Origin of the sequence: Chryseosolibacter indicum (genome assembly GCF_018598585.1) — a bacterium.
Taxonomy (GTDB): domain Bacteria; phylum Bacteroidota; class Bacteroidia; order Cytophagales; family Cyclobacteriaceae; genus Chryseosolibacter; species Chryseosolibacter indicus.
Map to the genome: position 1 here is coordinate 1 of NZ_JAHESD010000099.1, position 11,800 is coordinate 11,800.

12 protein-coding genes and 1 tRNA gene are annotated in these 11,800 nt (G+C 39.3%); 7 read left to right on the forward strand and 6 right to left on the reverse strand.

All coding sequences use genetic code 11. From position 1 onward, the window contains the following. Nucleotides 1-195 (forward strand): hypothetical protein (locus KK060_RS23610; protein WP_254157530.1); only part of this gene is annotated, 195 nt, incomplete at its 5' end. A 1,351-nt stretch (nucleotides 196-1,546) separates the two neighbouring features. Here KK060_RS23610 and KK060_RS23615 read toward each other — a convergent pair. The 4 genes from KK060_RS23615 to KK060_RS23630 are packed head-to-tail and all read right to left on the reverse strand — an operon-like array spanning nucleotide 1,547 to nucleotide 5,945. Next, nucleotides 1,547-2,830, reverse strand: coding sequence for an adenylosuccinate synthase (locus KK060_RS23615; RefSeq protein ID WP_254157532.1), 1,284 nt, complete (start codon nucleotides 2,828-2,830; stop codon nucleotides 1,547-1,549). A gap of 8 nt (nucleotides 2,831-2,838) precedes the next feature. After that, a complete protein-coding gene (locus KK060_RS23620; RefSeq protein ID WP_254157534.1) occupies nucleotides 2,839-3,180 on the reverse strand; it encodes an STAS domain-containing protein in 342 nt (113 codons plus the stop codon). Nucleotides 3,181-3,200: 20 nt separating this feature from the next. Continuing rightward, nucleotides 3,201-3,674: a Fur family transcriptional regulator gene (locus tag KK060_RS23625; protein ID WP_254157536.1), complete on the reverse strand. Its 474-nt coding sequence runs from the start codon at nucleotides 3,672-3,674 to the stop codon at nucleotides 3,201-3,203. A 54-nt stretch (nucleotides 3,675-3,728) separates the two neighbouring features. Beyond that, nucleotides 3,729-5,945: a RelA/SpoT family protein gene (locus tag KK060_RS23630; RefSeq protein WP_254157538.1), complete on the reverse strand. Its 2,217-nt coding sequence runs from the start codon at nucleotides 5,943-5,945 to the stop codon at nucleotides 3,729-3,731. Between the two features lie 156 nt (nucleotides 5,946-6,101). Here KK060_RS23630 and KK060_RS23635 point away from each other — a divergent pair. The 6 genes from KK060_RS23635 to KK060_RS23660 all read left to right on the forward strand — a co-directional run bounded on the left by KK060_RS23635 (nucleotide 6,102) and on the right by KK060_RS23660 (nucleotide 10,384). Beyond that, a tRNA-Leu gene (locus KK060_RS23635) sits at nucleotides 6,102-6,183 on the forward strand. Nucleotides 6,184-6,253: 70 nt separating this feature from the next. After that, a complete protein-coding gene (gene tig, locus KK060_RS23640; protein ID WP_254157540.1) occupies nucleotides 6,254-7,591 on the forward strand; it encodes a trigger factor in 1,338 nt (445 codons plus the stop codon). A 236-nt stretch (nucleotides 7,592-7,827) separates the two neighbouring features. After that, on the forward strand, nucleotides 7,828-8,502 hold the full coding sequence (locus KK060_RS23645; RefSeq protein ID WP_302180159.1) for a ClpP family protease: 675 nt from the start codon (nucleotides 7,828-7,830) through the stop codon (nucleotides 8,500-8,502). A gap of 99 nt (nucleotides 8,503-8,601) precedes the next feature. After that, nucleotides 8,602-9,837 (forward strand): ATP-dependent Clp protease ATP-binding subunit ClpX, encoded by a 1,236-nt coding sequence (clpX, locus tag KK060_RS23650; protein WP_254157543.1) that lies wholly within the window; start codon nucleotides 8,602-8,604, stop codon nucleotides 9,835-9,837. An 11-nt stretch (nucleotides 9,838-9,848) separates the two neighbouring features. Continuing rightward, on the forward strand, nucleotides 9,849-9,992 hold the full coding sequence (locus KK060_RS23655; protein ID WP_254157545.1) for a hypothetical protein: 144 nt from the start codon (nucleotides 9,849-9,851) through the stop codon (nucleotides 9,990-9,992). Then, nucleotides 9,989-10,384, forward strand: a complete 396-nt coding sequence (locus tag KK060_RS23660) for a Uma2 family endonuclease (RefSeq protein WP_254157547.1) — start codon at nucleotides 9,989-9,991, stop codon at nucleotides 10,382-10,384. The genes KK060_RS23655 and KK060_RS23660 overlap by 4 nt, the downstream gene beginning before the upstream one ends. A gap of 14 nt (nucleotides 10,385-10,398) precedes the next feature. Here KK060_RS23660 and lpxB read toward each other — a convergent pair whose 3' ends face one another. After that, a complete protein-coding gene (gene lpxB, locus KK060_RS23665) occupies nucleotides 10,399-11,511 on the reverse strand; it encodes a lipid-A-disaccharide synthase (protein WP_254157549.1) in 1,113 nt (370 codons plus the stop codon). After that, nucleotides 11,512-11,799, reverse strand: a complete 288-nt coding sequence (locus KK060_RS23670; RefSeq protein WP_254157551.1) for a 6-pyruvoyl trahydropterin synthase family protein — start codon at nucleotides 11,797-11,799, stop codon at nucleotides 11,512-11,514. Nucleotide 11,800 lies beyond the last annotated feature (1 nt).

The window sequence follows — 11,800 nt, forward strand, 5'->3', positions numbered from 1 at the left end:
TTTCCCGATAAAACCTCTATCGATTCTATCTCGTGGCTCCCGATTTCTTTTTCTTTTCAGAATTTAACCATGATATCGCTATCATGGGGTCCGCTATCAATTATCATCCATTCAAAGAACGTTTTGACTCTTTTCAGATCGTATGCGAATTTCTTCGCCCCGATCCTCTTTGTCAATTGTGGTATTACTACCTAACTCTTTTTTTTTGCTGGTCTTCCTTCCGATTCTCAGCCCCTCTTTCGATTTGGGAGTGCAAAGGTAACCGAAGTTTTTCTCTTTGCAAATTTTTTGTTAAATTATTTAGAAGTTTTTTCGCGATCTATTTTTGTTCTCTTCGCTAGGCTTATTCGAGATTCTTTCGATCTCCCGCTTTCTTCAACTTCTACCCCTTTGCGTCGTAAAGGGTTTCAAAAGTAGTGCGCCTTTTCTTATCCACCAAAAATTATATCACTATTTTTTATTTACCCTTTTTCACTGGCTGCTTTTATTCCGAAGTTTTTACTTTCGCTTATCCTTCATTCTTCTTGCAAGCCTTTCAACTTATCTGACTTACTTTTCGTTCAGCTTTATTTGAAATTTAATTTTTTTCACAATAACAGAAGTTCAAAGTTCTGGGTTATGAAAGTTACAGGTTTAAAGTTAAGGTTTAAAACGGTTGGCTGCTCTTACAACTCCCATGCTACTTGTTGTGGTGATTGTTACAAGGGTTCAAAGTTCATCATTAAAAATGAGCTAATCTTCTATCAGCTCTCTACTAACTTTATCACTTAAGCTTTGGTTCGCTGCAGTGTTTTAATTTTTTCTGTTCTTTCATTTAAAAAATTCCCTAACCTTCCGTTAGCTCTCTTACAACTACATCACCTAGGCTTTGGTTCACTCTGGTGTTTTACTTTTTATCTCTTCACTAAAAACTAATCTTTCTGTTAGCTCTAGTTTGCTCTCTTTCAGATAAAAATGTTTTTCTTTTATGTTACTTTTTTCCTTAGATGAAAAAAGTAACCAAAAAATCAAGGCGCAACTATGCTGCTCATCGCACTTTCCAGGACGCCCCCGCTGTTGCGCCGGGCCTGCGCTCAATATCGAGCTTAATTTCTGCGATGTGTCAGCGACGCTTGAACGAAGACTGGTTCGACGTTCGGTGTTCTGGCTTGTTTAAGGTTACAGGTTTAAGGTTGGCTCATTCATGACTCGTCCATGGCTCATCTATGGCTCATCCATGGGTGATCCATGGCTCATCCCGGGGTAGGAAAAGGGGTTTATATATCCGGCGAAAGCCGTTTCTCTAAAAAAGCTGACATTGTTTCCGGTAATAGAATTTTGGGTGGGACTCCCTCTCCTCTAAGAAATCCTGGCTCCGTCGTAGCTCCGCCCTTCCCCCGTCCTAGTTCTACGCTACCCTTTTCTCGTCTTTTTCAAGCCGTTTTGGCAGTGAAACAAAAGATCATTGGGGGCTTCTAATAGAAATTAAAACCTTGAGATGTGGTGTAAGGATAAAGTAAAGCAATAACAGGTATTTTGCTTGTACCTGCTATTGCTAGCTTAAATTTTAAGCTGAGACTGTTTGACGATAGATGGTCTGGGTTCTATCAGGGCCTGTTGAAAGAATTGTAATGGGCACATTCAACTCCCTTTCGAGGTATTCTATGTATTGACTCAACTCCGCAGGCATTGAGTCTTCAGCGATGCCTTTTAGTGAAGTATTCCAGCCTTTGAGCTCTGTGTAAACCGGGGTAATTTTCTCGTTGACTAATTCATAGGGCAATGTATCAGTAATAGAGCCATCGCGAAGCTGATATTTTGTACAAACTTTTATGGTTGAGAAAATATTTAAAACATCGGCTTTCATCATGAGGAGTTGAGTAACTCCATTGATCATGATAGAGTATTTTAACGATGGAAGATCGATCCATCCGCAACGTCTGGGCCTACCTGTAGTAGAACCAAATTCATTTCCTTCTTTACGCATTAACTCGCCTTGCTCGTCTAGTAGTTCGGTGGGGAAAGGACCGCTGCCAACGCGTGTACTATAAGCTTTGAAGATTCCGTATACTTCGCCTATATGCCTTGGCGCTACACCTAGACCTGTACATGCGCCTGCGGTAACTGTATTGGAGCTTGTTACAAATGGATAGCTTCCAAAGTCGATATCCAGTAAAGAACCTTGTGCCCCTTCCGCCAGTATTGAAGATCCTTTTTTTAATTCGTTGTTGAGAAAATATTCGCTTTCGATAAGCGTAAATTCTTTCAGAAAAGCTACTGCATCCATAAACTGGCTTTCAAGATCTTTCCATTCGTACTGGATATCGTGATCTTTAAGAATATTGAAATGGATGTTGGTGAGTTTCTTAAACTTTTCAGAGAAATTTTCTGAAAGAATATCACCTACACGCAGACCCTGGCGACCAATTTTATCCTGATAAGTAGGCCCTATGCCTTTTAATGTTGAACCTATTTTATGTTCTCCTTTTGCTTTTTCATAAGCCTGGTCGAGTAAACGGTGTGTAGGTAAGATAAGGGTAGCCTTTTTTGAAATAAAAAGGTTGGATTTTACCTTGAGGTTATACTTCTGAAGTTTCTCGATCTCAGTTTTAAAAATTACAGGATCAAGAACGACACCATTGCCTATAACATTCTTTGTTTTTTCTCTAAAGATTCCTGAAGGAATTTGATGCAGTACATGTTTTATTCCGTCAAACTCCAAGGTATGGCCAGCATTTGGACCGCCTTGAAAACGTGCTACAACATCGTACTTAGGTGCAAGGACGTCAACAATTTTTCCTTTGCCTTCATCACCCCATTGAAGGCCAAGTAATACATCTACTTTAGACATTTAAAATGTTATTTTTTAATCAGTTTATGAACTTCTTCTTCAGATTGAACTATATGAAAAATGGCGTTAAGCTTGGTTATGACCAGAAGCTTCTGAACGTTTTCTGAGGGTTTCATAAGGTAAACCTCTCCTCCTTTATTCCTGAATTTTGTAAGAATGGTGATTAAGACACCGATACCACTACTATTAATGTATCTTAATTCTGAGATATCTATAATACAGGTGAGAACCTTTTGCTGGATGGCAGTATTCACTGCATCGAGCAAGGTGGTGCCGCTACTTTCTCCGATGAGGTCTCCAAGAAGCCTAATGAAGAAAACATTGTCTTTAATCTGATGTTCAAATTTCATGTGGGGAATAATTTTAGAAGCTAGTTACTGAGTACTTTTTTATTCTCACAGTTTTGCTTTGTACAAGCAGCATATAGTATAAGAGAATGGTGAAGTACATTGAAATGCAGTATTTCTTCAACTGTACTTTGTATATTCTGAATTCTTGGATCGCAAAATTCTACCACGCGATGACATTCGGTACAGATGAGGTGGTCGTGTTGTTTATAGCCGTACGATTTTTCATACTGCGCGAGATTCTTGCCAAACTGGTGTTTACTTACAAGATCGCATTCAACAAGAAGATCGAGGGTATTATATACCGTTGCACGACTTACGCGATAGTTTTTATTTTTCATGCTGATGTATAACGATTCAACATCAAAATGGCCATCGCGCGAATATATTTCTTCCAGAATGGCGTATCGTTCAGGTGTTTTCCGTAACTCCTTATTTTCAAGGTATGCCGTAAAAATCTTCCTTACTTCCTCGTAAATCTTTGGATTTATTGCCATATCCGTAAAACAAAGGGAACAAAGATAACATTCAAAACTGCCTATTCAAATCTATTATTCTTTTGAGTCGAACCGGCTCACCTTCACCACGCCTTCTACAATTTTCAATTTATTAATCAATTGCTCTAAATGACGGGTATCATTTACATAGAGCATAATTTCTCCTTCAAAAATACCGGAATCCGTATGAATAGACATGGAACTCATGTTTACCTTCAGCTCTTCAGAAATTATTTTAGACACATCATTTATTAATCCAACGCGGTCAGTTCCTCTAATTTTAAGGCCGGTTAGGAAGGCAACCTCATGCTGGGAGGTCCATTTTGCCTTAACTACCCTGTTACCGTGATGAGAAAGCAATTCAGGAGCATTGGGACAATTGGTGCGGTGAATTTTGATGCCCTCGTTTACAGTTACAAATCCAAAAACATCATCACCGGGAATAGGTGTACAGCACTTCGCCAGTTTATAATCTACCACGTCCATATCCTCTCCTATTAGAAGGATATCGTCGTAACGGCCTTTAGCCTTGGTTATTTCCTGTTCAATAACCTTAGCGTCAGCGACCTGAAGGTTAGGCTTTGAGCGTATAGGTGATACTGGCCGGTTTTCAATGAACCTTTTAATATCGGTTGTAGTAATGAAACCAGAGCCAACTCTAAAATAAAGTTCAAAATGGGATGGCGCATGAAAGTAATCTCTCATCTGTTCCAGAAGCTGCTGTGAAGGCTCTTCCCTTAACTGACGGATTTTTCGGAAGATGAGCTCTTTACCTTCTTCTGCGGATTTCTTCTTATCTTCTTTTAGTTCCTCTTTAATACGTGCCTTTGCCTTAGAACTAACAACAAACCGCAGCCAATCTTCATGAGGCTTTTGTTTTTGAGAGGTTAGTATTTCTATCTGATCGCCATTTTTTAAAACATAATTTATCGGTACTAACTTATTATTGACTTTAGCACCAATGCATTTGGAGCCGATCTGTGTGTGAATTTCAAAGGCAAAGTCGAGGGCTGTTGCACCGTAAGGTAGGGTTCTCAGTTCTCCTTTAGGGGTAAACACAAAAACCTCATCGCTAAATAAATTTCCTCTAAAGTCATCGACGAAATCGAGGGCATTGTGATTGTGTTGTTCCAGCAGGTCTCGCACCCTTGCTAACCACTTTTCAAGATTAGACTCTGCCGTGGAGTTACTGTCTTTATATTTCCAATGCGCAGCATAGCCTTTTTCGGCGATTTCATCCATTCGCTTTGTGCGTATCTGAACTTCAACCCACTGCCCGTTTTTTGCCATTACCGTAGTATGAAGCGACTCGTATCCATTCGCTTTTGGGGTACTAATCCAATCTCTTAATCTATCAGGGTTGGGGGTGTAATAATCTGTTACAATAGAATATACCTGCCAGCACATCGCCTTCTCCTGCTCTAAAGGTGTATCCAGAATTATTCTTATCGCAAAGAGGTCGAATACTTCTTCAAAAGGAATATTCTGCTTTCGCATCTTATTCCATATAGAATAAATTGATTTAGGCCGGCCTTTAATTTCATATCTGATATTCAGGCTATCCAGCTCCTCATCAATCGGCACCATAAACTGTTTGATAAATTTATTTCTGGCCGCTTTGGTTGCGTCTATTTTCTGAACAATTGAATCATAGACAGCCCTATCTGTAAACCGAAGGAAAAGATCTTCCAGCTCAGTTTTAATTGCATTTAACCCGAGGCGATGTGCTAATGGCGCGTATAAATAGATTGTTTCGTTGGCGATTTTAAGCTGCTTATTTCGTGGCATGCTATCGAGCGTGCGCATGTTATGAAGACGATCAGCGAGCTTTATCAGAATTACGCGGACATCTTCAGAAAGGGTGAATAGCATCTTACGGAAATTCTCAGCCTGTTGAGAGGTTCCATACTCGAAGACTCCTCTGATTTTCGTAAGACCGTCAATTATTTTAGCAATCTTCTTTCCGAAAAGACGCTCAATATCAATTAGTTCTATCTCTGTGTCTTCTACTACATCGTGCATAAGGGCAGCAATAATAGATGTAGTACCAAGCCCAATTTCTTCTGTACAAATTTCTGCAACGGCAAGCGGATGGAAAATAAACGGCTCTCCTGACTTTCTGCGCATATCTTTATGTGCATCCAAAGCCATGGTAAATGCCTTCTTTATTAATCTGGCATCGCCATCCTTTAAAATGGGCTTTGCCTTTCTTAATAATCTTCTATATCGGCTAATTATTTCCTTTTTTTCCTGTTCGGCATCTATAACCATCTCAGATCGCAAATTTTTTTTTAAGAGTAATTGTAGGAATTTGAGCTAATAAACGACTTTTTAGTCATCATTGTAATATACTTTACATAAACAATAAGAAACTATTCTTTAATTCCGAATAATGTCTAAATTTGCGCTCCCATTTACGAATACGCTGCGGATGTGGCGTAATTGGTAGCCGCGCCAGACTTAGGATCTGGTGCCGCAAGGCGTGGGGGTTCGAGTCCCTCCATCCGCACAAATCGAACCCTCGGTGTGATACCACACTGAGGGTTCTTGATTTATTGCTAACTCTAACATATTAAGCTTTGGAAATTACACTCAACAAAACAAACAACACTGAGGGTCTGATTAAAATTAAATTAACCGAAGGTGATTACCAACCGCATGTAGAAGAAAAAGTTAAGGATTATGCGAAGAAGGCGAATATCAAAGGTTTTCGGCAAGGTAAGGTTCCGTCGGGCGTAATCAGAAAGATGTTTGGTAAATCGATTCTTGTTGATGAGATTAATCATTTGTTGTCTCATAAGCTTTCTGACTATATAAAAGAGAATAACCTAAAAATTATTGGAGATCCGCTTCCGAATCAGGAACAGGCTAATAGTATTGATTGGGATACTCAAAAAGATTTTGAGTTTGAATACCAGATAGGGATGGTTGAAGATTTCAACTATGAAATTTCCAAAAATGTTAAAGTTCAAGGTTATAAAATCAGCGTTGATAACAAGGTCTTAGAAGATACGCTTTCGGATCTAAAAAAGAGATTCGGAAAAGTAAGCTATCCTGAATCTGTAGAGTTTGGTGATAACATTTTTGGTGATTTAAGAAGCAAGGAAGGCGACTTTAAAAAAGAACACGCTTTTATTGCCAGTGAAAAAATTGCTCCCGGTGAGCAATCAAAGTTCATAGGAAAAAAGAAGGAAGATGAAGTAGAGTTTGAAGTTAACAGCCTTTTTGCTGACCCGAAGGAGTTAGACATGCTTCTTGGTGATTCAATTCCGGATGCTAAAGGAACTTATGTACTTAAAATAAATACGATAAGCCGCACTGAACCTGCAGCACTAGATCAGGAATTGTTTGACAGAGTTTTTGGAAAAGATGCAGTAACCACTGAAGAAGCTTTTATTAATAAAGTAAAAGAAACTATTGGTGAGAATTACGAAAGAGAGACTAATCACTTCCTTGAGCATCATATTGAAGATGCGTTCCTTAACCATACACACATAAATATTCCTGATAGTTTTCTTAAAAACTGGCTCAAAGTAAGCAGCAACGGACAAGTAACTGATGACGTGCTTAACAAGGAATACAACGACTATGTGCGTGGTTTAAAGTGGGATCTCATCAAAAACAAAATTGCGGATGATAATAGCATTAAGGTTGAAGCCGAGGAAGTAAGAAACAAGGCTAAAGACCTTATCATTGCACAGTTTGGTGGCCAGGCATTTGCTGAACAATTAAAAGACAGAATGGATGCGATCGCCGACAATTATCTTCAAAGCGAAAATGGTCAGAATTTCATGAAGCTGTTCAACCAGCTTAAAAATGAAAAAGTACTAACCCACATCAAGAACAACATAACCATAGAAGAGAAGCAGGTAACCGTTGATGAGTTCAGGAAGATAGTTGAGGAGCACACACATTAAAAATAGGCAGTAGGCAAAAGCAGTAGGTAAGTCCAAAGGCAAAAGCCTAATAGCTGGTAAAATAAATATTTAGAAGATTTCGACAATGGTTTTAGTTGCCTTTTTGGCGCAGCTAAAACCATTTTTGTTTTATCCGGGTTTTAAGGTTGTTTATTTAGGTCAGTATTCATAAGATTGTCTCGCCTAATCCTTACCGGAGTCAACCAAGTAATACTATTGTAATTTTCTCGAAAACTATGAATTATAACAACGAATTTAGGAAGTATGCCGTACACCACCTGGGCATGAGCGGCAATACAATCGATAGCTATGCCCAGCAAATCCAGAATATGACGCAGTATGTGATAGAGGAGCGTCCTGGTAACTTTCGTGCAATAGATGTATTTACCCGCCTTATTTCTGATAGAATCATATTTTTAGGAATGGGCATTGACGATCAGATTGCCAACCTCATCACAGCACAGCTTTTATTCCTCGAATCATCTGATCCTAAGAAAGATATAATCATGTATATCAACAGTCCGGGTGGATCTGTTTATGCAGGATTGGGAATTTACGACACGATGCAGTATGTAAACCCTGACGTGGCAACTATTTGTACTGGTTTAGCAGCTTCTATGGGAGCAGTTTTACTTGCAGCAGGGGCTGAAAAAAAACGCTCTGGCCTACCCCATTCGCGCATCATGATACACCAGCCTATGAGTGGTATGCAAGGACAAGCTTCTGATATGGAGATATCATTAAGGCAGACATTGGAGGTTAAAAAGGACCTGTATATGATTTTATCTAAGCACAGTGGCCAGAAATACGAGAAAATTGAAAAAGATTCTGACCGGGATTACTGGATGCGCGCTATAGAAGCCAAAGAATACGGGTTGATTGACGAAGTTTTGGAAAGAAAAAAGAACTAACTCGCTTTTAGGTTAGTTTAATAATACCGATGTGCTAAATATTCCTTAACTTTGAAGGATGCCCATGGCACATTGGTATTCAAACCGCTCAATAAAAATATGGCTGAAGTAACATGTTCATTTTGTGGTAGGAGTAAAAAAGATGTAGACCTGATGATATCAGGAATACATGCACACATTTGCGATAAATGTGTTACTCAGGCTAATCAGATCTTACTGGAAGAAAAAAAGAGCAAAAATGAAGTAGGTTTTACTCCTAATTTTAAGCTCATTAAGCCTCGGGAGATCAAAAAATTCTTAGATGAATATGTTATTGGCCAGGATGAAGCCAAAAAGGTAATGTCAGTTGCTGTGTACAACCACTATAAAAGGTTGATGCAACGCAAGCTTGATAGTGATGTTACTATTGAGAAATCAAACATTATTATGGTTGGCGAAACTGGTACCGGTAAAACATATCTTGCCAGAACACTTGCTAAAATTTTACAAGTTCCTTTTTGCATTGCTGATGCTACAGTACTTACTGAAGCAGGCTATGTTGGCGAAGATGTTGAGAGCATTTTAACCCGCCTGCTACAGGCCGCTGACTATAACGTAGAGGCTGCTGAGCGCGGTATCGTTTATATTGACGAGATTGATAAGATTGCCCGCAAGTCCGATAACCCTTCTATAACCCGCGATGTAAGTGGTGAAGGTGTACAGCAAGCACTCTTAAAACTTCTGGAAGGTACTGCGGTTAATGTGCCTCCTCAAGGTGGCAGAAAGCATCCTGATCAGAAGATGATAACAGTTAATACTGAGAATATTCTGTTTATCTGTGGTGGTGCATTTGAAGGTATTTCGAGGTTTATTGCCAATCGTTTAAATACTCGTCCTCTTGGATTCGTAGCCGGACATGATGGTCTGCATCCAAGTGATATCAATAAGGACAACTTACTTCAATTCATATCAGCACAAGACCTTAAGAGCTTTGGATTAATACCTGAGCTAATAGGTCGTTTACCTGTTCTATCTTTCCTTAATCCTCTAGACAGAAGCGCATTGCGCGGAATTTTAACAGAGCCTAAGAATGCTCTTATCAAACAATACAAGAAATTGTTTGAGATGGAAGAAATAGAACTTGAGTTTAAAGAAGGTGCTATTGACTTTATAGTTGAGAAAGCGCTTGAATTTAAACTTGGCGCACGTGGTTTGAGAAGTATCTGTGAAGCCATTATCAACGACGCAATGTTCGAATTGCCTTCTGAAAAAGAGGCTGAGAAGCTTGTAATAAACAGAGCTTATGCAGAGGAGAAATTCAGCAAATCGCAATACAGCAAACTTAAAGTAGCCTAATTTTTTTTATTATGAAGGGTGTTTTGACAAATCCGCCCCGAACAATAATGGAGCTTTACAAGATGCTTCCGGAAGGTACTATTGCTGAAGTTATTGATGGCGCCCTATATATGTCCCCTGCGCCTGTGAATATTTTCACCAGCTTATTTCAATGAATCTTTCTATTGAAATAGGCGGCTTCTTAAAAAGAACTAAAAAAGGAACTTTGCTGGCTGCTCCTTGTGATGTCTACCTGGATGAACATAGCAATGTTGTTCAACCTGACTTAGTAGTAGTCTTGCAGGAAAACCACTCGATGGTAAAAGACTATATAAAAGGTACCCCCGACCTTATCATTGAGATTCTTTCACCTGGAAGTTATCATTATGACACAGGAAAAAAGAAAGAATTGTATGAGCGATTTGGTGTTAAAGAGTATTGGCTGATAGATCCTGCAACCCAAGAAGCGACAGGATTCGAATTAAAAGGGAAGTACATTGAGATTGGTCGTTTCAATGGCAAAATATCTTCTAAGCTCCTGAGTAAAGAATTCTCCTTCGAGAGTTAAGAAAGCTCTCCCATCTATTTCTGCAGATATTTAATGATTAGCTTTGCTGCGTTCTGAGAAGCAGAGCCAATGTCAAGCGTTTTATAGATGTTTTCATAGTCATTCAACATCTGTTTTCTGTAGTGTTGATCACGTACAAGCAACGTAAGCTCCTTTGAAACTTCTTCTGCATTCATTTCGCCCTGAATTAACTCTTTTACTACCCCCTTATTTGCAATTAAATTGACTAATGAAATGTATGGTACCCGAATAAAGTTCTTAGCGATAAAGTAAGAGACGGTGCTGGTCTTATAAATTACCACCTGCGGTGTTTTCAAAAGCGCAGTCTCTAACGTAGCAGTGCCGGATGTTACGATTGCTACTTTGGAGTTGAGTAAGAGGTTATACGTATTATTCTGAACAAACTTAACGTTTGGGAGTGCTTCCAGCTCCTTATAAAAGCTGTTATCAATATTGTCTACCATTGCTACTCCAAATTGGAAGTCGTTAAAACGTTTTGCTACCTGCGCCATAACAGGGATAACTGTTTTAAGCTCTTGCTTACGGCTTCCTGGTAATAGAGCTATGACGGGCTTGTCCTTTTCGAAAGAATGATTCTGCAAGAAATTTACATCTGACTCATGGCTCTTTACAGCGTCGAGAACGGGGTTTCCTACATAATCTACGTCCCAGTCGAACTTCTTAAAGAAGTCCTTCTCAAAAGGCAGAATAACAAACATACGATCAATATTTGCCTTGAGGGTAAGCGCTCGGCTCTGATACCACGCCCATACTTTTGGAGTGATGTAGTAAAATACTTTTTGATTCTGCTTTTTAGCAAATTTGGCAATCCTCATGTTAAACCCTCCGTAGTCAACGAGGATTACAACATCGGGTTTATACGCCAGAATATCAGCTTTGCATATCTTAATGTAATTGGAAATCTTATTAATGTTTGCCAACACCTCAGCAAATCCCATAAAGGCAAGGTCAGCATAATGCACTCTAAGTTCGACGCCGGCCTCCTTCATATTCTCACCTCCAAACCCTCTAAATTCAACGTCTTGATCAAACTCCTTTATTGCTTTAGCCAAGTTGCCTGCATGTAAGTCGCCAGAACGTTCTCCTGCAATAATGTAGTACCGCATCTATTCTTCGCCAAAGTATTCTACATAGTTGCGTGGAGTTTCATATAACTTCACGCAATGAAGCTTACCGTAAGAGGTAACGGTGGGAAGGTGTTGCTCCAATATCTTCCAGATTTCAATAGCGAGGTTCTCACAGCTTGCCAGCTTATCTCTCATAAAATCAACATCTACATTAAGATTTTTATGATCAAGCTTGTCTACTACCTGAACTCTGATCATCGTGCTAAGTTTTTTTAAGTCCACCACAAAGCCGGTTTGGGGATCTGGCTTTCCTTTAACTGTTACAATA

Excerpts from the sequence above, each read along its gene's own strand:
- KK060_RS23620 (WP_254157534.1), bottom strand. The coding sequence starts at position 3,180 with ATGAAATTTGAACATCAGATTAAAGACAATGTTTTCTTCATTAGGCTT.
- clpX (WP_254157543.1), top strand. The coding sequence starts at position 8,602 with ATGGCTGAAGTAACATGTTCATTTTGTGGTAGGAGTAAAAAAGATGTA.
- lpxB (WP_254157549.1), bottom strand. The coding sequence starts at position 11,511 with ATGCGGTACTACATTATTGCAGGAGAACGTTCTGGCGACTTACATGCA.
- KK060_RS23660 (WP_254157547.1), top strand. The coding sequence starts at position 9,989 with ATGAATCTTTCTATTGAAATAGGCGGCTTCTTAAAAAGAACTAAAAAA.
- KK060_RS23615 (WP_254157532.1), bottom strand. The coding sequence starts at position 2,830 with ATGTCTAAAGTAGATGTATTACTTGGCCTTCAATGGGGTGATGAAGGC.
- KK060_RS23625 (WP_254157536.1), bottom strand. The coding sequence starts at position 3,674 with ATGGCAATAAATCCAAAGATTTACGAGGAAGTAAGGAAGATTTTTACG.
- KK060_RS23630 (WP_254157538.1), bottom strand. The coding sequence starts at position 5,945 with ATGGTTATAGATGCCGAACAGGAAAAAAAGGAAATAATTAGCCGATAT.
- KK060_RS23655 (WP_254157545.1), top strand. The coding sequence starts at position 9,849 with ATGAAGGGTGTTTTGACAAATCCGCCCCGAACAATAATGGAGCTTTAC.
- KK060_RS23645 (WP_302180159.1), top strand. The coding sequence starts at position 7,828 with ATGAATTATAACAACGAATTTAGGAAGTATGCCGTACACCACCTGGGC.